The sequence below is a fragment of the Allobranchiibius sp. GilTou73 genome, from assembly GCF_021391335.1.
Classification (GTDB): Bacteria; Actinomycetota; Actinomycetes; order Actinomycetales; family Dermatophilaceae; genus Allobranchiibius; species Allobranchiibius huperziae.
Map to the genome: position 1 here is coordinate 3,038,152 of NZ_CP090051.1, position 21,029 is coordinate 3,059,180.

Sequence of the window (21,029 nt, forward strand, 5' to 3'; positions counted from 1 at the left end):
CAACGTGGCTGAACGTCTCAGACGGAGACGTCCGCCAGCTGTGCATCGACGATGTTGACAGTCTTGCGACCGCCCTTCTGCCCGAACTTCACAGCGCCGGGAACGAGCGCGAACAAGGTGTCGTCCTTGCCGCGGCCGACGTTCACACCGGGGTGGAAGTGGGTGCCGCGCTGGCGGACGATGATCTCGCCGGCGCTGACGACCTGACCGCCGAAGCGCTTCACGCCGAGTCGCTGCGCGTTGGAATCGCGGCCGTTCTTGGAGGACGACGCGCCCTTCTTGTGTGCCATGTCTGAAGCCTTACGTGTGGAGGGGAGAGACGATCAGTCGGTGGCCGAACTCAAGAATTGATCTCGGTGACCTTGACCTGCGTCAGCGGCTGACGGTGGCCCTGGCGCTTGCGGTAACCGGTCTTGTTCTTGTACTTGATGATGGTGATCTTGGGGCCCTTGGCCGCCTTCACCACCTCAGCCTTCACGGTGACCTTCGCCAGCTTGGCGGCGTCACTGGTGACGGTCTCGCCGTCCACCAGGAGCAGCGGCTTGAGGTCGATGCTCTGACCGGCCTCTACGGAGACCTTGTCGATGATGAGGACGTCGCCCACGGAGACCTTCTCCTGGCGACCGCCTGCGCGAACAATCGCGTACACGTCGAAACTGCCTTTCGTTGAGGCGCACTCGCTCTGGTGAGACCGCCCGACAGCGACCCTGCGGTGCAGGACGTCGGGACGGTGGGCGCGCCAGCGTTCGATTCTACTGGTCGGTGATGGCGGCTTCCAAATTCGCCGCATCCCCGGCGACGGGGGGTCCGGCGGGCGCCACGACCCGCTTACGCTTGCGACGCGCCGGCGGGGCCGTCGCGGGGGCGGTCGCCACTACGGGTGCCGGCTGCGCCACGGCGGGTGCCGGGGCCTCGGAGGCCAGCACCGTAGCGGGCTGCTCGGGGGCGGGCTCGGCCTGGGGGGCGGGACCGGCTGCGGCCTCGACCCGGCGTACGTCGTCGTGCACGGCCTCGATCGATTCCTGCGCCGCGTCGCCGGCCTTCTCCCCCGCGCTCAGCGCGGCGGCGTGTGCGGCCGCGGCGATCTGCGCCGCCGACGGGCCGGTGGGTGCGGGCTGCTGCGGCGGTGCCGCAGGGGCCTCGGAGCGGTTCTTGCCGCGCCGGCCGCGACCGCCGTTGCCGCTGTTGTTGCCATTGCCGTTGCTGCTGCCCGAGCCGCTGGTGGTGCCCGAGGTGTCCCCACCCTTGTCGACCGGGTGGTCGTGCACGATGATCCCGCGTCCACCGCAGGCGGTGCACTCCTCGGAGAAGACCTCGATCAGGCCGGATCCGACCCGCTTGCGGGTCATCTGCACCAGCCCCAGCGAGGTGACCTCGGCGACCTGGTGCTTGGTGCGGTCGCGCCCCAGGCACTCCAGCAGGCGGCGTACGACCAGATCCCGGTTGGACTCCAGCACCATGTCGATGAAGTCGACCACGATGATCCCGCCGATGTCGCGCAGCCGCAGCTGGCGCACGATCTCCTCGGCGGCCTCGATGTTGTTCTTGGTGACGGTCTCCTCCAGGTTGCCGCCGGAGCCGACGAACTTGCCGGTGTTGACGTCGACGACGGTCATCGCCTCGGTGCGGTCGATGACGAGCGATCCGCCGGAGGGCAGCCAGACCTTGCGGTCCATGGCCTTGGCGAGCTGCTCGTCGACGCGGTGCACGGTGAACAGGTCCTGCTCACCGGTCCACTTCTCCAGGCGTCCGGCGAGGTCGGGGGCGACGGCCTGCAGGTAGCCCTGCACCTGGTCCCAGGCCCGGTCACCGGAGATGACGAGCTTGGTGAAGTCCTCGTTGAAGACGTCTCGGATGACGCGCAGCGCCAGGTCCGGTTCACCGTGCAGCAGCGACGGGGCGTGTCCGGTCTTGGCGTCGGACTGGATCTTGTCCCAGGTGCCCTGCAGTCGCTCGACGTCGGCCTTGAGGTCCTCTTCGCTGGCGCCCTCGGCCGCCGTACGGACGATCACACCGGCGTCCGCGGGCACGACCTCCTTGAGGATCTTCTTCAGCCGGGCTCGCTCGGTGTCGGGCAGCTTGCGGGAGATGCCGGTCATGGCGTGACCCGGCACATAGACCAGGAAGCGGCCGGGCAGGGAGATCTGCGAGGTGAGGCGGGCGCCCTTGTGACCGATGGGGTCCTTGGTGACCTGGGCCAGCACCGTCGCGCCCGACTTCAGGGCGTTCTCGATGCGCTTGGCCTGCCCGTTCTCCAGGCCGGCGGCATCCCAGTTGACCTCGCCGGCGTAGAGGACGGCGTTGCGACCGCGACCGACGTCGACGAACGCCGCCTCCATGCTGGGCAGCACGTTCTGCACGCGGCCGAGGTAGATGTTGCCGGCCATCGAGGACTGCTGGGAGTCGCGGGAGACGTAGTGCTCGACGAGGACGCCGTCCTCGAGGACGCCGATCTGGGTGCGGCCGTCGCGCTCACGCACGACCATCACCCGGTCGACGCTCTCGCGACGGGCGAGGAACTCGGCCTCGGTGATGACGGTCCGGCGGCGACCGGCCTCGCGGCCCTCGCGGCGGCGCTGCTTCTTGGCCTCCAATCGGGTGGAGCCCTTGATCGCGGTGACCTCGTCGCGGCCGGCGCGCGGCTCGCGCACCTTGGTCACGGTGCCGGGCGGGTCCTCGCTGTCCCCTCCCCCGGAGCCGCTGCGCCGACGGCGGCGGGTGCGGCGGCGGCCGTCACCCTCGGCGCGGCCCTCGGAGTCGGTGGCTTCGTCGGGGCCGGTCTCGTCGACCGAGGCGTCGCCGGCGTCGGCGTCATCCCCGCCGGACTGCTTCTTCGCCGTACGCGGCGGGTTCTTGCGACCGCCCTCGTCCTGAGTGCCCTCACCCTGTTCGGTGTCAGCCGACGGCGCACCCTCGCTCTTGCTCTTGCGTCCGCGTCCACCGCGGCGACGGGGCCGGGCACCGTCGCCCGCGTCCGGTTCGGCGTCAGAGTTGGACCCGTCGGACACGTTGGAGCGGTCGCGGTTGTCCTCCGGGGCCCGCGAGCGCTCGTCGGAGGTGTCCTCCGGCGGGGGCGAGGCGGGGATGCGCGGCGCCCGTGCGGTGGTGTCGGGTGCTTGGAACAGCAACCCGAACGCCGGGGGCACCACCGGGGCGGACGGCGCGTTCGCGGTGTCGTCGGTGTTGTTCGTGCTGGTCTGGTCGTTCTCGGGGCCCATGGCCCCTCCTTCGCGTCAGCACGCGGTGCGTCCACAACAAGGGGGCCCGAAGGCCCGCACGCCCGCGTGGTGCGGGTATGGCCGGTCGCGGGATGTCGCGACCGAAAAGTCGGCTGTTGCGGTCTGCCTGGCTCGCGCGGAGCGCGGCACCGAGGTGACCGTCGTCCTTGGACCCGGCTTCAGGAGCGGCGAAGTCAGCGCCGACGCTGAGTGCGGGGAGGACGGGGCATTCGACACGTTGTGCTGCGCCGAACGACCGATGCGATTGTCTCATACGCGCGGGTGCGGATCGCGAACCTGGAGGACGACACCACGCGCCGGAGGATCTCAACGACCGAAGAACCGCGATCCGATGTAGGCCCAGGGCCCGGACAGCAGAGCGCGGTGTTCGATCGACGACACGTCGACGACGCCAGGCGCCTGCGGCCGGGGAGTGCGTGCGAGCAGGGGGCGGTGTGCACGCAACCTCCCGCGTGCGCGGGCCTCCCGACGGGCGAGCACCCGCACCCCACGCACCAGGTCTTGAGGACTGAGCAACAGCTTGGTCGCCCACGCCGCCAGCCCACAGCCGTACCCGTCGATCTGCGACTCCAACGCCTCCTGGGTGTCGCGATGCCGGTGCCAGACCAGCGCCGACGGTTCGTAGACGAGGGAACCGCCTCGGGCGATCACGCGGTAGAACAAATCGATGTCCTCCCCTCCCTTGCTGCGGGTGCCCGCACCGAGGTCGGGGTCGAAGCCGCCGAGCCGCAGCACCGCCGAGCGGCGCACCGCGAAGTTGGCGCCGGTGCCGTAGCGGCCCACCTCGAAGGGGAAGTACGGAACATCCTGCGGCGGTTCGCGCAACATGTAGGTCCGCGGCAGCAGATCCCGGCTCCATCCGACGCGCTGGTCGAACCAGGCCTGCGGCGGGGTACGCAGTTCGCCGGTGGGCACCAGACCGCTCACGCACCACGCGTTGTCTCCTTCGCGAGCGAAGGCGCACGCGAGCCCTGTCAGCCACAGCGGATCGGTCACGACGTCGTCGTCGGTGAACGCGATGAGCTCGTGGCGCGCTGCCGCCACCCCCGCGTTCCGGGCCCGCGAGACACCGGGCGCCGGCTCGGTGACGAGCCGGATCCTCTCGTCGCCGAGCGCACGGACCACCTCGCGGGTGGCGTCGGTGACCGGTGCGTTGTCCACCACGACGATCTCGTACTCGCCGTCGTACTCCTGATGGAGCAGGGACCGCAGTGCGGTGCGTACGTCGGTCGGTCGGTCGCGCGTGCAGAGCACCACGCTGATTGGCTCGGACCTGGCCGGTCGCTGGTCCGTTTGCGGCGCGGCGGCCTCCGGCAGTCGCGCGATCTCGGCCGCCAGCCGATCGGCATCGACCCTCCCGTTTGACAGGTCGACGGTCACGAAACCCCACACCTGGTGCCGACCCCGCACGAGCAGACGCGCCCGGGCGAATCCGTCGGCACCGTCCAGGACCAAGTCGACAGGAGCCTCCTGCGAGGGCACATCGTCGAGAAACACCTCACCCACCCACGTGGCGCCGGCCCAGACGGGCGCGGTCGGCACAGCGAAGATCGGCCCCTTGATGCGCATGCCGAGGCGACCTCTTCCCGTCGAGTTGATGAATGTCTCGGACCCTAACCGAGTGTCGGCGCGATCCGCCGGGCAACGTCCAACGCCGCCCTCGGGCACGGTCATGTCGGCCAGACAGCCCCGGCGCGCATCCACCGCTGACGCACCGGCAGCACCGTCCAGGTGAGCTTGCGACTCACCTCTGCCAGGACTCGATCGCGTCTGGGGAGGCCCCAGGCCGGGTCGGCGCAGATCCGCCTGACCAGCTCGCCCAACTCCTGGTACTGCTCGGGCGAGTGCGCGGCTGAGAGCGCCTGCGGGCTGACCCGGAAGGCCGCGAGCTCGTCGGGCTGCCCGATGAAGCTTCCCCTGCTCAACAGCCGCACCCACAGGTCCAGGTCCATCGGGTGCACCAGCGAGCCGTCCCATCCGCCGACGGCGTCGTAGTCCCGCCGGCGGAACGTCACGGCGGCCGGCTCCCCCACCGGATTCACGCCGCCACCGAGCACCGTTCGTCGCGCGATGCGCCGACCGGTCTGCGGTCCGAGCAGGCCGTACAGTCCCATGGCGTGGGCGAGTACCCGCCCGTCCTCGTTGATCAGGGCGCGCCTGCTCGCGACCACGCTGACCTCGGGGTGTTCCGCGAGCACCGCAGCCTGCAGCCGGGTGGCCGAGCGATGGATCAGGTCGTCGGCGCAGAGCAGCTTCACGTACCGACCGCGGGACACCTCGATGACGCGCCGCCAGTTGGTCGGCAGGTCGACGGTCTCGTGATTGCGCTGCACGACGAGTCGCGGATCGTCGAAGCCGTCCAGGATCTCAGGAGTCCGATCGGTGCTCGCGTTATCGAGGACCACGACCTCGAAGTCGTCGCTGTCCTGGGCGAGCGCGGAGCGGACGGTCTCGGCGAGGAACCGCTCACCCTGGTAGGTGGGTATGCAGATCGAGATCAGCGGCGCCTCGCCGCATTCCCGTTCCCCAGCCGAATGTTCGTCGGTGCCCATCCCCTCGTGACCGTCCTGCGGGCCGGAGACCGTGCTGGTCCGCTCGTGCGAGAGCCGCCGGTGGCTCTGGAACGCCTCTGAATCCACCCGACCCTAGACCCGGCCGACTCCCTACCGGGTCCGGTTGTGCGCATCCGATTCCGCGGCTACATCAGTCCGGTGCGCGGACCTCGTCCGTGGTGGCCGCGAGCGGATCGGCGACGGTCCCATCCGGGCGCAGCGGTCCCTGGCGGGACCGGGTGACCAACGGGGGGCGTGCCGGGCGAAGGTCGGCGACCTCCACGAGCGCGCTGAGGACGTCGTCCGGGCGCACCGCGGGGGTCAGGTGGCGCAGTCGCAGACCCAGTCGGGAGGCGTAGGGCGGGCCGTCGGCGGGTCCGGCCTGCGCGTGCAGCACCGCCTCGCGGACGTCGAAGGTGCGTGGACCGCGCTTCATCATGCGGGTCACCTCGATGCGGTCGCTCGCCAGGAGTCGGTCGGTGGCCGCGGCGAGGGTCGCGACGTCCACGTCGGCGAAGTCCAGCACCCAGTCGCTCGCCTCCAGCAGGTCCGCGAGCGCGCCGGTGGCCGCCTCCCGTACGACGACCACGTCCAGGCCGTCCGGGAGCGCCTCGTCCAGGTCGCGGTGCAGCACCGCCGGGTCGCGGTGCTCGCGCAGCTGTATCTCGAAGTACTCCGCCTCGCTCGCCGTACCCGTCGGGGCGGCGTTCGCGTAGCTGATCCGGGGGTGGGGGTGGAAGCCGGCCGAGAACGCCATCGGCACCGACGCCCGTCGCAACGCACGCTCCAACGCGCGCTGGAAGTCACGCGTGGAGGAGAACCGCAGCCGTCCGCGTTTGGCGTACTGGATGCGCAGCTTCTGGACGGCCGGGTCGGGGGCGGGCCCTTCCGGGACGCGTTGACGGGGTGGCACGGGAGGCCACGGTAGCCGTCGGCCGGCGTCGCACGCTGACGGCGTTCGCGTTCATCGACGGCGTTCGAACGCCGTCAGTCGTCACGAACACCGTCAGCGTCACGCGTCGGGTCGCCGGCCGGCGCCGTCCCGCTGGGGGTTCAGCGCTCGCAGGCGATGCCGTCCTTGTCCGCGTCCGAGTGCTTGTTGGCGTTGTAGAGCGCGGTGTTGACGTAGAAGTTGGTCACCGGGTGCTTCTTGCGCGCACCGTGCGGACCGGTGTCACGCGCGCCCTTGCGGCCGACCCCGTGAGGGTATTTCTTGTGCATGTTGTCGCAGCCATGGAAGTTCACGATGGCCGGCGCGGCATGTGCGGGCGCGACGATCGTGGCGGCGGGGATGAGGGAGGCGCACACCGTCAGGACGACGGGCAGGGCACGGGGCATCGCTGTGAACTCGTTTCGCGGAGGGGCGGCCCAGATGCCGCCGCCGAAGAATATCGAACGCGGAGCGTGCGTGGGGCTTTCAGGCCCCGATCAGACGACACTCAGGGGAAGCAGCTTCTTGCCGGTCGGCCCGACCTGGATGTCGGTGTTCATCTGAGGGCAGACGCCGCAGTCGAAACACGGTGTCCAGCGGCAGTCGTCGACCTCGGTCTCATCCAGCGCGTCCTGCCAGTCGGCCCAGAGCCAGTCCTTGTCCAGCCCCGAGTCCAGGTGGTCCCACGGCAGCACTTCGTGCTCGCTGCGCTCCCGGGTGGTGTACCAGGCCACGTCGACGTCCGTGCCCTCGAACGCAGCCGTCGCGCACCGCATCCAGCGCTCATAGGAGAAGTGCTCGCTCCAGCCGTCGAACCGGCCGCCATCGCGCCAGACGGCCTCGATGACCCGCCCGACCCGGCGGTCGCCGCGGGAGAGCAGTCCTTCGACCAGGCCCGGCTCGCCGTCGTGGTAGCGCATGCCGATCGCCGCGCCGTAGCGCTTGTCGGAGCGGATCGCCTCCCGCAGCTTGGCCAGGCGAGCATCGGTCTGTTCGGGGTCCAGCTGCGCGCACCACTGAAAGGGGGTGTGCGGCTTCGGCACGAAACCGCCGATCGAGACGGTGCAGCGGATGTCGCGGCGACCGCTGACCTCCCGGCCGACGTCGATGACCCGCTTGGCCAGGTCGGCGATCTGCAGCACGTCCTCGTCGGTCTCGGTGGGCAGACCGCACATGAAGTAGAGCTTGACCTGCCGCCAGCCCGCGCCGTAGGCCGCGGCGACAGTCTTGATCAGGTCCTCTTCGCTCACCATCTTGTTGATGACCTTGCGGATCCGCTCCGAGCCTCCCTCGGGTGCGAAGGTCAGGCCGGAACGGCGCCCGCCGCGCGTCAGCTCGTTCGCCAGGTCGATGTTGAACGCGTCGACCCGGGTGGACGGCAGGGAGAGCCCGGTCTGGGTGCCTTCGTAGCGGTCGGCGAGACCCTTGGCGATGTCGGCGATCTCGGAGTGGTCGGCCGAGGACAGCGACAGCAGCCCGACCTCTTCGAAACCGGTGGCCTCCAGGCCCTTCTTGACCATCTCGCCGATACCGGTGATGGACCGCTCGCGCACCGGCCGGGTGATCATCCCGGCCTGGCAGAAGCGGCAGCCGCGGGTGCACCCGCGGAAGATCTCCACCGACATGCGCTCGTGCACGGACTCCGCCAGCGGCACCAGCGGCTGCTTGGGATAGGGCCAGGCGTCCAGGTCCATCACGGTGTGCTTGGAGACCCGCCACGGCACGCCGACCGTGTCCGCGGCCGGCGCGACGCGCTGGATGCGCCCGTCGGGCAGGTAGTCCACGTCGTAGAACGCCGGGACGTAGACACCACCGGTGCGCGCGAGGCGCAGCAGCAGCTCCCGTCGGCCACCGGGTCGGCCCTGCCGCTTCCAGGCGGAGATGTGATCGGTGATGGCAAGGACGGCCTCTTCACCGTCGCCGACGACCGCGGCGTCGATGAAGTCCGACACCGGCTCGGGGTTGAACGCCGCGTGGCCACCGGCCAGGACGATCGGGTCGTCCTCGCCACGGTCCGCCGCGTGCAACGGGATGCCGGCCAGATCCAGCGCGGTGAGCATGTTGGTGTAGCCGAGCTCGGTGGAGAAGGAGAGCCCGAAGACGTCGAAGTCGCCGACCGGACGGTGCGCGTCGACGGTGAACTGCGGCAGCTCGGCGGCACGCATGGCCGCCTCCATGTCGGGCCACACCGAGTAGGTGCGCTCGGCGAGGGTGTCCGTCCGCTCGTTGAGGACCTCGTACAGGATCATCACGCCCTGGTTGGGCACGCCGACCTCGTACGCGTCGGGGTACATCAGCGCCCACCGCACGGTCAGCTCGTGACCGTCGGCGTCGTACCCGCCGCACTGCCAGTCCTTGACGGTGGAGTTGAGCTCCCCGCCCACGTACTGGATCGGCTTGCTCACCTGCTCCAGCAGTGGTTCGAGGTCATAGAAGATCGACGCGCCCGGCATGCCACCAGGGTAGAGCCGCCCGGCGGCACACCCGCCGGGCGTTCGCCGCTCAGGCGTAGAGCGCGTCCAGGTCGTCGCCGTACTTGGTGATGACGACCTTGCGCTTGAGCTTCAGGCTGGGCGTGATCTCGCCGTCCTCGACGGTCAGATCGTGGTCCAGGATGAGGAAGCGCTTGATCTGCTCCCAGCGGTTCAGACCGGCGTTCAGCTTGTCGACGTAACCCTGCACCATCTCGCGCGCGGCGGCGGAGGTCACGATCGTGCGGTAGTCCTGGCCCGCCATCCCGTGGCTCTTCGCCCAGTCCGTGATGGCCTCTTCATCGAGGGTGATGAGGGCCGAGACGAACGTGCGACTCTCTCCCTCCACCACCAGCTGGGAGGCGTAGGGGCACAGCCCCTTGAAGGTGGCCTCGATCTGACCCGGCGCGACGTACTTGCCGTTGGAGGTCTTGAAAAGGTCCTTCTTGCGGTCGGTGATGCGCACGTGGCCGCTGGGGAGGATCTCGGCGATGTCGCCGGTGTGCAGCCAGCCGTCGGTCAGGGTCTCGGCCGTGGCCTCGTCCAACCCGCGGTAGCCCTGCATCACACCAGGGCCCTTGACCAGCAGCTCTCCGTCGTCGGCGAGCTTCAGCTCAGTGCCCGGCAGCGGCCACCCGACCGTGCCGATCTTGTTGGCGTACGGGCGGTTCACGCAGGTCGCGGCGCTCGTCTCGGTCATGCCGTAGCCCTCCAGGACCGGCATGCCCATGGCGTCGAACCACTTGGCGACCTCGGAGTTGAGGGCGGCCGACCCGGAGATGAAGAAGCGCACGCGCCCGCCGAAGCGCTCGCGGATCTTGGCCAGCACGATCTTGTCGCCGATCCGGTGCTGCGCGCCGAGGAGCGCGCCGACCGGCTTCTCCTCCGAGCGGCGCTCGGCGACCTGCTTGCCGTTGGCGCTGGCCCAGTGGAAGAGCTTGGCCTTCACCCCGCCCTCGTCGTCCATCATCGTGGTGATGCGGCCGTAGACCTTCTCGAAGATCCGCGGTGCCGCGCCCATCCAGGTGGGGCGGACGACGGCAAGGTTCTCCACGATCTTATCGACACGACCGTCGATCGCGGTCGGGAAGCCGACCTGGATCGGCAGGGTCAGCAGCAGCTTGCCGAAGACGTGCGAGAGCGGAAGCCAGAGGTACTGCAGGTCATCGGGGGTGAGCAGACCCGTCGAGCCGGTCGCCGCGACCTCGTACATCCACGCGTCGTGGGGCAGCCGCACGCCCTTCGGCTTGCCGGTCGTGCCCGAGGTGTAGATGAGGGTGGCCAGGTCCTGCGGCCCGAGCTGGTCGACCCGCTCCTCGAGGACGCCCTCGTGGTCGCCGACGTAGTCGGTGCCGAGCTTCTCCAGATCCGCCAGGGACAGCACCCAGTCGCCGTCACTCTCGCCGTCGATCACGACCACCTTGGCAACGTCCGGGATGGCGTCGCGGCCCTGCTTGAGCAGGGCGACCTTGGCCTCGTCCTCGGCGATCACGACGGTGCTGCCGGAGTCGGAGACGATGTAGAGGACGTCGTCCGGGGTCGAGGTCGGGTAGATCGTGGTGGTCGCTGCAGCGGCGAGCATCACGCCGAGGTCGGCCAGCGCCCACTCCACACGGGTGGCGGAGGCGATCGCGACGCGGTCACCCGGCTGGACTCCCACGGCGACCAGGCCGCCGGCGATGGCGCGCACCCGTTCCTCGGCCTGCGCCCACGTCAGCTGCGTCCAGTCCTCGCCGGACGGATAGCTGTAGGCGTGCGCCGACGGGGTCTGCTTGACCCGGTCGAGGAAGAGTCGGGCGACCGACGGTGCTCGCCCGTCGATGGCGGACTGGTCGTACTTCTCGTCCTGCGCGCTGATCATGTGCTGGCTGCTCCACGGTGGGTTCGAGGGGGTGCCGTTACGGCGTGGGCCACCCTACTGCCCGGTCAACAACGTCCGCGCCCGATCGACGTCATGACCCATCTGCTCGATCAGGGGCTCGATCGAGTCGAACCGGACGTTGCTGCGCAACCGGTCGGTGAACTCCACGGCGACCACCTCGTCGTACAGGTCCAGGTCGGTGCGGTCGAGCACGTACGCCTCGACCGTGCGCTGGGTGCCGTCGAACGTCGGGTTCGTACCGACCGAGATGGCCGCGGGGAGCCGCTCACCGCCGTGCTGGATGCGCACGAGCCACCCCGCATAGACGCCGTCGGCGGGCACGAAGCCGGTCGCGTCCTGGGCGAGATTCGCAGTGGGATAACCGAGTTCGCGTCCACGCTGCGCACCGCGAACGACCATGCCGGTCACGGCGTGCGGGCGGCCCAGGATGCGGGACGCGGCAGCGACGTCGCCCGCCACCAGGTCCGAGCGGACCTCGGTCGAGGAGTAACGGCCTCCCTCGCCGACGTCCTCCTGCACCTGCACCTCGAAGCCGAACTCCGCCCCGAGCTCGCGCAGCGTGTCGACGTCGCCCTCGTTGCGGGCGCCGAACCGGGTGTCCCGGCCGACGACGACCGCGTGGGCACGCAATCCGTCGACGAAGACCTCTCGCACGAAGTCGCGGGGTGACATCGCGGCAAGCTCCAGGGTGAACGGCATCACCAGCACCGCGTCGAGCCCGATCTGCTCCATCGTGGCGAGCCTGTCCTCCAGCGAGCTCACGAGCACCGGGGCGTGGTCGGGATGCAGCACCGCCAGTGGGTGCGGCTCGAAGGTGACCGCGACGCTGGCGAGCCCCTCGCGCTGCGCTCGCTGCACCACGGCCGCCAGGAGCGTGCGGTGCCCGAGGTGTACGCCATCGAAGTTGCCGATGGTGACCACGCTGGGACCGAATTCCGACGGCAGGTCGGCGGTTTCGGTCAGGCGCAGCACGCCGCAACTCTAGCTGGCGGTCAGTTCCCTCTTGTTCAGGCCGAACGCGTACCAGGCGCCGACGGCCAGGAGCCAGGTCAGGACGAACACGCCGACGATCACGAAGCCGATGCCGTCGAGGTTGATCGACCCGACGGCGGCGATCGGGCCACGGGTGATGCGCAGCTGGTCGGCGAAGATCGAGCACAGCTCGATGCTGCCGATGACGACCGCGACGAAGATCGACAGCCCGGTGACGGTGGCGTTGTAGTACAGCCGGCGCAGCGGCTTGGCGAACGCCCACTTGTAGGCCTTGCCCATGAAGATCCCGTCCGCGGCGTCCAGCAGGCTCATGCCCGCGGTGAACAGCACCGGCAGGGTGAGGATGGCGTACCAGGGCAGCGCGACCGCGGCGGCGCCGCCCGCGATGACCAGCAGGCTGATCTCGGTCGCGGTGTCGAAGCCGAGGCCGAAGAGCAGTCCGATGGGGTACATCTGCGTCGGTCGGGTGACCGAGCGGGTGAGCCTGCCGAGGAAGCGGTTGAAGAAGCCGCGGTTGCGCAGGTGCTCCTCCAGTGCCTCCTCGTCCAACTCGCCGCCGCGCGCCCGCCGCCAGACGCGCACGATGCCGACCAGCGCCACCAGGTTGAGCAGCGCGATGAGCCAGAGGAACAGGCCGGACACCGAGGTGCCGACGACCGCGGTCGCCGTGTGCAGCGTGGATCCGCCGTTCTTGACCGACGAGGCGAGGGCGCGCACTCCGAAAGAGAGCAGCACGCACAGCCCGAACACGACCGATGAGTGGCCGAGGGAGAACCAGAAGCCGACGCTCAACGGGCGCTTGCCGTCGGTCAGGAGTTTGCGGGTGGTGTTGTCGATCGCGGCGATGTGGTCGGCGTCGAAGGCGTGCCGCATGCCGAGGGTGTACGCCGTGATGCCGAGGCCGACGCCGAAGACGCCCTGACTGCCGACCGCGTAGTGATGGGGGGCGACCACCGCGAAGAGGGTGACGAAGCCGATCACGTGCAGCGCGACGATAGCCAGCGCCATCCCGGCCACCGACCGGCGATCCGCCGGCGTGAATTCGGCTGCGAAGGAACGCAACCGGCCCGGCCGACCGCCCGTGGAGAGGTCTGCGACGGACTGGACCACGTGATGCCTCCCGGAGTGATTTATCGACTCCGCCGACCCTACAGCTCAGATGCGACTAAGTCGCAAGTGCGTCGTCAAACCTGTTCGAAAGGAGGGAAGACGACCTGGGATCTCGTCGAGTCCCCGGACTCGTCGAGGATGGCCACCAGGTCCCCGGCCGGGCCGATGCCCGCGACCGGGTCCTGCCGTACGCCGTCGTGCGCGATGCGTTTCCCGTGCCGAAGGTCGCGTTCCTGGTCCGCCGTCAGCTCCCGCACCGCGAACTGCCCTCGCGCGGCCTGCGCGAGCGGCAGCACGGGAAGCGGGGCGCCCTCTTCCCGCAGGGTCGTGAGGTCCTGCAGCGTGTCCGCGGCGGTGACGTCGAAGCGCCCGACCCCGGTGCGGCGCAACGCGGTCAGGTGGCCACCCACCCCCAGATCCGCGCCGAGATCACGTGCCAGCGCGCGCACGTACGTGCCGGAACTCACCTGCACCTCGATATCCAGGTCGAGCACCGGCAGACCGTCCACGGCAGAGGCGCGTTGCGCGCGGACGTCGAACCGCGCCACGCGCACCGGACGGGCCTTGAGTGCGACCTCCTCGCCGCCGCGCACCCGCGCGTACGAGCGCACCCCGTCGATCTTGATGGCGCTGACACTGCTCGGCACCTGCTCGATGTCGCCGGTCAAGGACGCGACGGCCCGCTCCAGCTCGGCCGGGTCGACGTTCCGCGCACCGAGCGACTCGACCACGTCGCCCTCGGCATCGTCGGTCACCGTGCACTGGCCGAGTCGGACCGTCGCCGTGTACGTCTTGTCGCAGCCGACGAGGAAGGTCAGCAGCTTCGTGGCCCGTCCGATGCCGATGAGCAGCAGCCCGGTGGCCATCGGATCGAGGGTGCCAGCGTGACCCACGCGCCGGGTGCCCGCCAGGCGCCGGCAGCGCGCGACGACGTCGTGACTGGTCCAGCCGGCGGGCTTGTCGACGAGCAGCAGTCCGTCGATCCGACTACTCCGACTTCTTGTACGGGTCGGCCTCGCCGGCGAAGCTCGCCTGCCGCTTCTTCTCGGCCAGCTCCTCGTCGCGGGTACGCGCTGCCCGCAGGGCGTCCTCGATCTGCGCCACACCCTCGGGGATGGCGTCGGGCACGAACTCCAGGGCAGGCGTCAGCCGGATGCCCAGGCCCTTGCCGACGTGCGAGCGGATCCGTCCACGGTTGTCCTCCAACGCCGCCTCGCTGTCGGCGCGCTCCTGGTCCGTGCCCAGGAAGGTGTAGAAGACCGAGGCGTGCTGCAGGTCACCGGTGACCCGCACGTCGGTGATGGTGAGGAAGCCGAGACGCTCGTCCTTCAGCCGGTGCTCGAGATAGTCGGCCACCAGGAACTTGATGCGTTCGGCGATCTTGCGTGCGCGTGCGGGGTCGGCCATGGCGCGATTCTCGCACCGCGACACGGTCCAGCACCAAACCGGCCTACGGCTTGGTAGCGACGATCAGGTCGCGGTCGATGGAGGCGTCCACACGGTGCCGCAGGTCGTCGTACCCGGGACCGGTGCGGACCTGCAGGCCGTGCTCGGCGAGCAGCTCGTCCAGCGCGTCCCGCGGCGCGACATGCCGGTTGTAGGACAGGCCGACCGCTCCCCCGCCGCGCAGCACCCGCACCCACCCCGGAAGCGCCTGATCCAGCAGTTCCAGTGGGCTGCGGGCCAGTTCGTCGGCCTGGGAGCCGTGCTGCACGCCGTACGGCGCGTCGGCCACCACCACATCGACACTGCGAGCCCGCAGGAGCCCGTCCAGGTCGCGGGTGTCGGTGTTGAGGTACTCCACGTGCTGCACCTCACCGGCTCGGAATCCCTCCTTGCTCGCCGCGATCTCGATCTGCAGGCGTCGCCCGCGCATCCGCCCGTCGGTGCGCAGCGCGCTCTCCTGCACGGTGTGCTTGTAACGATGGGTCCGCATCCAGGTCTTGATGAACGCCGCGTACGCCTCGTGGTCCTTGCGGTCGATCTCGACGCCCGTCACGTCGTAGCCGAGGGACAACGCCAGGTTGAGCGTGGTGCCGCGCCCGCACATCGGATCGAGCACGTTCAGCGAACCGTCCAGCCAGCGCTGCGGCCGCGCGGTCGCGGCAGCCGTGACACCGAGCACCAGACGGGTCCACTGCTCGTTGGTCTTGCCGGAGTACTTCGGGATGGTCACCAGGTCGCTTGGATAGATCTCCCTGCGCCGCAACGGCACCGGCCGCAGCAACTCGACCTCTCGTTCGAAGAGTGCGGCGCAGGCCGACAGGTTCGACAGCACGTCGACCAGATCACCGGCGTCGCCCTCGGCGCTCACCGCCAGATACTCCACGCCGGCCAGGTCGGCGGGCTTCACCTCGACCGGACGGTCGCACAGCACACCTGTCAGCACCAGTGCCTCGGCGGCAACCAGGGCACGTGCCGCGCCGGCATACACCCGGTTGGCGCTGGGCGCGATCATCAACAACAGCTCCGTCACGGGAGCACACGCTATCTGCCACAGGGCGGGGCTACGTTGCACGCATCGGCGGGCGGCGACCACCGATGAGGGCTCGAGGCCCCGAGACGACGAACGGCCCGACACCCTCGCGGGTGTCGGGCCGTTCAAGCATGCACTCGTCCTTCACAGGACGAGCTGAGCCTTTTCCGCTCCGCTTCCTCACACTCCGCTTCGGCCGCCGACTCGGCTAGCGCCTCATCGACAACCTCCGCTGCGTGTTCGTCAGCTGCGCGGCTTCTCGCGCATCTCGTACGTCGTGATCAGGTCACCATCCTGCAGGTCGTTGAACGACCCGAGGTTGATACCGCACTCGTATCCGTCGCGGACCTCGGTCACATCGTCCTTGAAGCGCCGCAGACCAGCGATCTCCAGGTTCTCGGTGATGACGACGCCGTTTCGCGTGATCCGCGCCTTCGAACCGCGTCGGATGAGCCCCGAGCGCACCAGCGAACCGGCGATGTTGCCGAACTTGGAACTGCGGAAGATCTCGCGGATCTCCGCCGTGCCCAGCTCGACCTCCTCGAACTCCGGCTTGAGCATGCCCTTGAGGGCCGCCTCGATCTCCTCGATGGCCTGGTAGATCACCGAGTAGTACCGGATCTCCACGCCCTCCTTCTCGGCGAACGCGGCGTTCTGGCCCTCGGCCCGGACATTGAAGCCGATGATGACCGCGGTCGCGGCCACAGCGAGGTTGATGTTGTTCATCGTGATCGCGCCGACACCGCGGTCGATGATGCGGATCTCGACCTCTTCGCCGACGTCGATCTGCATCAAGGCGTCTTCGAGAGCCTCGACCGAACCGGAACCGTCACCCTTGAGGATCAGGTTGAGGGTCTCGACCTTGCCCTGTGCGAGCGTCTGGTCCAGGTCCTCCAGGCTGATCAGCTTGCGAGCCCTGATCAGCGAGGCGCGACGGTCGTCGGCTTCGCGCTGCTCGGCGATCTGACGCGCCGTGCGGTCGTCCGGCACCACGATGAACGTGTCGCCGGCGCGGGGCACCGCTGCCAGACCGGTGACGAGCACGGGACGGGACGGACCCGCCTCCTGCACGTTGTCACCGTGTTCGTCGAGCATGGCGCGGACGCGGCCGTGTGCCACGCCGGCGACGATCGAGTCACCCACGCGCAGCGTGCCAGACTGCACCAGCACCGTGGCCACCGCACCGCGACCGCGGTCCAGGTTGGCCTCGATCGCGACACCGCGAGCTTCCTTTTCCGGGTTGGCGCGCAGATCGAGCGCCGCATCGGCGGTCAACAGGACCGCTTCGAGCAGACCGTCGATGTTCTGCCCCTGCTTGGCCGAGACGTTGACGAACATCGTGTCGCCGCCGTACTCCTCGGCGATCAGGTTGTACTCGGTGAGCTGCTGACGCACCTTGTCCGGGTTGGCGCCGTCGACGTCGATCTTGTTGACCGCGACGACGATCGGTACGTCGGCCGCCTGGGCGTGGTTGAGCGCCTCGATCGTCTGCGGCATGACGCCGTCGTCGGCCGCGACGACCAGGATGGCGATGTCAGTCACCTTGGCACCGCGGGCACGCATGGCCGTGAAGGCCTCGTGACCGGGGGTGTCGATGAAGGTGATCGCGCGGTCCACGCCCTCGTGCTCGGCGTGCACCTGGTAGGCACCGATGTGCTGGGTGATGCCACCGGCCTCGCCCTCGGCCACCTCCGCGTTGCGGATGGCGTCCAGCAGTCGCGTCTTACCGTGGTCGACGTGACCCATGACGGTCACGACCGGCGGACGAGCCTGCAGCTCCTCGTCGGTCTCGGCCTCGGCCTCGGCCTCCAGGTCGATGTTGAAGGCGCCGAACAGCTCCTTCTCCTCGTCCTCGGGCGAGACGACCTGGATCTGGTAGCCCAGCTCGGCACCGAGCGCCATGAAGGTGTCCTCGTCGAGCGACTGGGTCGCCGTGGCCATCTCACCGAGGTGGAACAGCACGGTGACCAGGCTCGCCGGGTTGGCGTTGATGCGGTCGCCGAAGTCGCTCAGGGACGCACCGCGTCGCACGCGCACGACGGTGTTGCCGTCGCCGTGCGGCACGCTGACGCCACCGATGGTGGGCGCCTGCATCTGCTCGAACTCCTGGCGCTTGGCACGCTTGGACTTGCGCCCGCGCACCTTCCCGCTACCGCGTCCGAAGGCACCGGGCGCAGCGCCGCGGGCCGGCCCGCGGCCGCCACCCGGACGACCGGCGAAACCGCCGGTGCGAGCGGGACCGCCACCGGCACCGGGCGCACCACGACCGCCGCCGCGTGCCGGGCGGTCGCCCGGACGAGCTGCCGCCGCACGATCGGGCATCATGCCCGGGTTCGGACGTGCCCCACCCGGACCGCCGCCGGGCGAACCGGCGCGAGTTGCCGCGGGGCGCGGAGCGCCGCCGGGACGCGGGCCTGCCGCGCCACCGGCGCCGCGTGCTGCGGCGGGACGGGGCATGCCCTGACTGGGAGCGAACGGGTTGTTGCCGGGGCGCGCGTTGGCGCCGCCCTGACCACCGGTGCGCATGCCCTGACTGGGAGCGAACGGGTTGTTGCCCGGGCGCGGACCGGCCGGACGGGGGGCCGCCGGTCGGGCAGCACCGCCACCGGTGCCACTGCTCGCGGCAGGGGCCTCAGCGGCCGGGCGAGCGGGAGCGGGAGCAGCTGCTGCCGACTCCTGCGCGGGTGCCGGCTGCGACGTACGCGCTGCGGGGACCTCGGGCGCCGAGGTGGCCGGCTTCGGGCTGGGGGCGGGGGTCTGCCGAGCCGCGGGCGCCACGGGGGCCGCCGGGCCGGGCCGGGCCGACGTGCCACCGGGAACGGCGCTCGGGCGCGCCGACGGCTGGGTCGCCTCGGTCGCGGCCGCGGCGGGCGCGCTCGGAGCTGCCGGGGCGGCAGCGGACGGACGACCGCCGGGCTTGGGTGCGGCGGGAGCCGCCTCCTTGGCGGGCGCGGCGGTGCCGGCACCCGGAGGCGGGTTCTCCTTGATCTTGCGCACGACGGGCGCTTCGATCGTGGAGCTGGCGGTCTTGACGAACTCGCCCTGCTCCTTGAGGTAGTTCAGTAGTTCCTTGCTCTGCATTCCGAGCTCTTTGGCGAGCTCATGCACTCGGACCTTTGCCACGCTTCTCCTGTTCGGGAAATGTGACGGTCCGAGCGGCGGTCCGGAGGTCATCCGGGGCAGCACAGACCGTCTGTCAGTGAATGCTCATTAGTGAGGACTCATCGGGTGCTCATAGCGATAAACCCGCTTCCGGTCTTGTCGTGCCGCACGGTGCGGCAGGTCGCTACATCTTCAACGTGGTCAAGTGGCAGGCACACAGTCGTCGCGCAGCACCTCGACATTCAGGACACCGTCGCGTGGCACCGGGAGAGCCCGCTGCAACGCACGACGGCGCACTGCCTGTTCGAGACAGTCCGCGCGCGGATGCAGCCAGGCCCCACGGCCCGGATGCCTACCGCGCCCGTTGGGTACGGCGCACCAGGCGCCGTCCACTGCGATCGCGGCAATCCGTAACAACTGCGACCGATCGGCGCGTTGCCGACATCCCACGCACGTGCGCAAGCCGCGATGAGCGACTGGCGGGGGTGTGGAACGGCGGTCGCGTCTCCGCTCGACCATCACCAAGTCTAGCGCAGCCGACCGGCAGGGCCGTCCGCGCCGCTGCTCTCCGGCCCGCCCGGTGCGGCGGTGGCCTCGGGCTCGGCGGCTGCGGTGTCGGACCTGATGTCGATCCGCCAGCCGGTCAGCTTCGCGGCCAGGCGGGCGTTCTGCCCTTCCTTGCCGATCGCGAGGCTGAGCTGGAAGTCGGGCACGATGACCCGGGCCGCGCGCGCCTTCTCATCCACGATCTGCACCGACTGGACCCGCGAGGGCGACAGGGCCGAGGCGATGAAGTCACGCGGGTCACGGGCGAAGTCGACGATGTCGATCTTCTCCCCGTGCAGTTCGGTCATCACCGCACGCACCCGCGAACCCATCGGGCCGATGCAGGCACCCTTGGCGTTCAGACCCGGCACCGTGGAGTGCACCGCGATCTTGCTGCGGTGCCCGGCCTCACGGGCGAGCGCCGCGATCTCGACGCTGCCGTCGGCGATCTCGGGCACCTCGAGCGCGAAGAGCTTGCGCACCAGGTTGGGGTGGGTGCGCGAGAGGTTGATGGACGGGCCCTTGAACCCGCGCTTCACGGCCACGACGTAGCAGCGCAGCCGCTCGCCGTGCACGTAGCGCTCACCGGGCACCTGCTCCGCGAGGGGCAGCACGCCCTCGATGGTGCCGAAGTCGACGTGCACGTTGCGCGGGTCGCCGGACTGCTGGATGACGCCGGCGACGATGTCTCCCTCACGGCCGCGGAAGTCACCCAGGATCGCCTCGTCCTCGACGTCGCGCATCCGCTGGACGATGACCTGACGTGCGGTGGCGGCGGCGATCCGGCCGAAGTCGGTGGGGGTGTCGTCGAACTCGGGCCCACGCTCGGGGACGACGGGGCCGTCCTCGCCGTCCGGCGACGCGGCGGGCTCTTCGCGGGCGAGGACGGTGACCCGACCGCTGGCGCGGTCCAACTCGACCCGGGCGTCGCGGTAGCTGCCGTCGATGCGGTGGTAGGCCGCCAGCAGCGCCTGCTCGATGGCGGGCACGATGACGTCCATCGGGATCTCCCGCTCGCGCTCCAGCGCGCGTAGTGCGGCCATGTCGATGTCCATCAGTCCTGCTCCTCGGTGACGTCGGCTGTGGTGGGCCGGTTGAATTCCAGCTCGACGCGGGCGCGCGAGGACTCGGCGTACCCGAAGGTGCGGGTCGCGCCGGTGTCGTCGGCGAGGTCGAACGAGTCGGTGCCGGCGGCGGTGAGCCGGCCGGTCAGTTGCTCCTCGCCGGTCGTGGTCAGGGCGATCAGACGCCCGACGTTGCGGCGGAAGTGCTGGGGGGCGTGCAGCGGCCGGTCCGTGCCGGGCGAGCTGACCTCGAGCACGTACGCCGCCTCCCCCATGGCATCGGACTCGTCCAGAGCGTCGCTCACGGCACGGGTGACCTCGCCCACCTCGTCGAGGCTGAGAGGTTCGACAGGAGATTCGCGGTCGGCGTCGTCCACGGTCACGTCCCGGTCGACCAGGACCCGGACCAGGCGTCGTTTGCCGGCGGGCGTGACTGTGATGTCCTCGATGGTCATGCCGCTGCGGGCGACCACAGGAGAGAGGACAGCCACGATGTGCCGGGAGCGTTCGGTGCTGCCCTTGGACGGATCCATCCCAGCGACCTCCTGTGTTCTGTTGTGTGCCGTACGACGGGACACACTACTCGCCGCAGGGGGTGCCTCCGCCTCAGAAACGCCCAGAGAGGCCCAGAGAGGCTCAGAGAGCCACAGAGACACCCGAAAG

18 protein-coding genes are annotated in these 21,029 nt (G+C 69.9%); all 18 read right to left on the minus strand.

Features of this window, described 5'->3' with window-relative positions:
* Positions 1–17: 17 nt before the first annotated feature.
* Positions 18–290 carry a 50S ribosomal protein L27 gene (rpmA, locus tag LVQ62_RS14990; protein ID WP_179479886.1) on the minus strand — a complete coding sequence of 91 codons (273 nt, stop codon included), beginning with the start codon at positions 288–290 and terminating at the stop codon, positions 18–20.
* A 50-nt stretch (positions 291–340) separates the two neighbouring features.
* Positions 341–649, minus strand: coding sequence for a 50S ribosomal protein L21 (gene rplU / locus LVQ62_RS14995; protein WP_179479884.1), 309 nt, complete (start codon positions 647–649; stop codon positions 341–343).
* A gap of 103 nt (positions 650–752) precedes the next feature.
* The gene (locus tag LVQ62_RS15000; RefSeq protein WP_233762797.1) at positions 753–3,218 is read right to left on the minus strand and encodes an Rne/Rng family ribonuclease; all 2,466 of its coding nucleotides are present in this window, start codon (positions 3,216–3,218) and stop codon (positions 753–755) included.
* Between the two features lie 327 nt (positions 3,219–3,545).
* Complete coding sequence (locus LVQ62_RS15005) at positions 3,546–4,808, minus strand: glycosyltransferase family 2 protein (protein ID WP_208050859.1); 1,263 nt, start codon at positions 4,806–4,808, stop codon at positions 3,546–3,548.
* A 101-nt stretch (positions 4,809–4,909) separates the two neighbouring features.
* On the minus strand, positions 4,910–5,878 hold the full coding sequence (locus LVQ62_RS15010) for a glycosyltransferase (RefSeq protein ID WP_233762799.1): 969 nt from the start codon (positions 5,876–5,878) through the stop codon (positions 4,910–4,912).
* A 64-nt stretch (positions 5,879–5,942) separates the two neighbouring features.
* Entirely contained in the window at positions 5,943–6,704 is a 762-nt protein-coding gene (locus LVQ62_RS15015; protein WP_233762801.1) for a TIGR03936 family radical SAM-associated protein, read from the minus strand.
* A 140-nt stretch (positions 6,705–6,844) separates the two neighbouring features.
* Positions 6,845–7,129 (minus strand): excalibur calcium-binding domain-containing protein, encoded by a 285-nt coding sequence (locus tag LVQ62_RS15020; protein ID WP_208050861.1) that lies wholly within the window; start codon positions 7,127–7,129, stop codon positions 6,845–6,847.
* 90 nt (positions 7,130–7,219) lie between these two features.
* On the minus strand, positions 7,220–9,175 hold the full coding sequence (locus LVQ62_RS15025) for a TIGR03960 family B12-binding radical SAM protein (protein ID WP_208050862.1): 1,956 nt from the start codon (positions 9,173–9,175) through the stop codon (positions 7,220–7,222).
* Between the two features lie 49 nt (positions 9,176–9,224).
* Positions 9,225–11,054 (minus strand): long-chain fatty acid--CoA ligase, encoded by a 1,830-nt coding sequence (locus LVQ62_RS15030; protein ID WP_233762803.1) that lies wholly within the window; start codon positions 11,052–11,054, stop codon positions 9,225–9,227.
* A gap of 54 nt (positions 11,055–11,108) precedes the next feature.
* Positions 11,109–12,047, minus strand: coding sequence for a bifunctional riboflavin kinase/FAD synthetase (locus LVQ62_RS15035; protein WP_208050864.1), 939 nt, complete (start codon positions 12,045–12,047; stop codon positions 11,109–11,111).
* A 9-nt stretch (positions 12,048–12,056) separates the two neighbouring features.
* The gene (locus LVQ62_RS15040) at positions 12,057–13,076 is read right to left on the minus strand and encodes a HoxN/HupN/NixA family nickel/cobalt transporter (protein ID WP_233762805.1); all 1,020 of its coding nucleotides are present in this window, start codon (positions 13,074–13,076) and stop codon (positions 12,057–12,059) included.
* A gap of 176 nt (positions 13,077–13,252) precedes the next feature.
* On the minus strand, positions 13,253–14,161 hold the full coding sequence (truB, locus tag LVQ62_RS15045; RefSeq protein ID WP_233767887.1) for a tRNA pseudouridine(55) synthase TruB: 909 nt from the start codon (positions 14,159–14,161) through the stop codon (positions 13,253–13,255).
* Positions 14,162–14,165: 4 nt separating this feature from the next.
* On the minus strand, positions 14,166–14,585 hold the full coding sequence (gene rbfA, locus LVQ62_RS15050; RefSeq protein WP_179479866.1) for a 30S ribosome-binding factor RbfA: 420 nt from the start codon (positions 14,583–14,585) through the stop codon (positions 14,166–14,168).
* A 43-nt stretch (positions 14,586–14,628) separates the two neighbouring features.
* On the minus strand, positions 14,629–15,654 hold the full coding sequence (locus LVQ62_RS15055) for a TRM11 family methyltransferase (RefSeq protein WP_233762807.1): 1,026 nt from the start codon (positions 15,652–15,654) through the stop codon (positions 14,629–14,631).
* A gap of 243 nt (positions 15,655–15,897) precedes the next feature.
* Positions 15,898–18,777, minus strand: coding sequence for a translation initiation factor IF-2 (gene infB, locus LVQ62_RS15060; protein WP_233762808.1), 2,880 nt, complete (start codon positions 18,775–18,777; stop codon positions 15,898–15,900).
* 180 nt (positions 18,778–18,957) lie between these two features.
* Complete coding sequence (locus LVQ62_RS15065) at positions 18,958–19,275, minus strand: YlxR family protein (protein ID WP_233767889.1); 318 nt, start codon at positions 19,273–19,275, stop codon at positions 18,958–18,960.
* A gap of 8 nt (positions 19,276–19,283) precedes the next feature.
* On the minus strand, positions 19,284–20,357 hold the full coding sequence (nusA, locus tag LVQ62_RS15070; RefSeq protein ID WP_179479862.1) for a transcription termination factor NusA: 1,074 nt from the start codon (positions 20,355–20,357) through the stop codon (positions 19,284–19,286).
* Positions 20,357–20,899, minus strand: a complete 543-nt coding sequence (gene rimP, locus LVQ62_RS15075; RefSeq protein ID WP_233762810.1) for a ribosome maturation factor RimP — start codon at positions 20,897–20,899, stop codon at positions 20,357–20,359. Before rimP ends, nusA begins: the two co-directional genes overlap by 1 nt.
* Between the last annotated feature and the right edge of the window lie 130 nt (positions 20,900–21,029).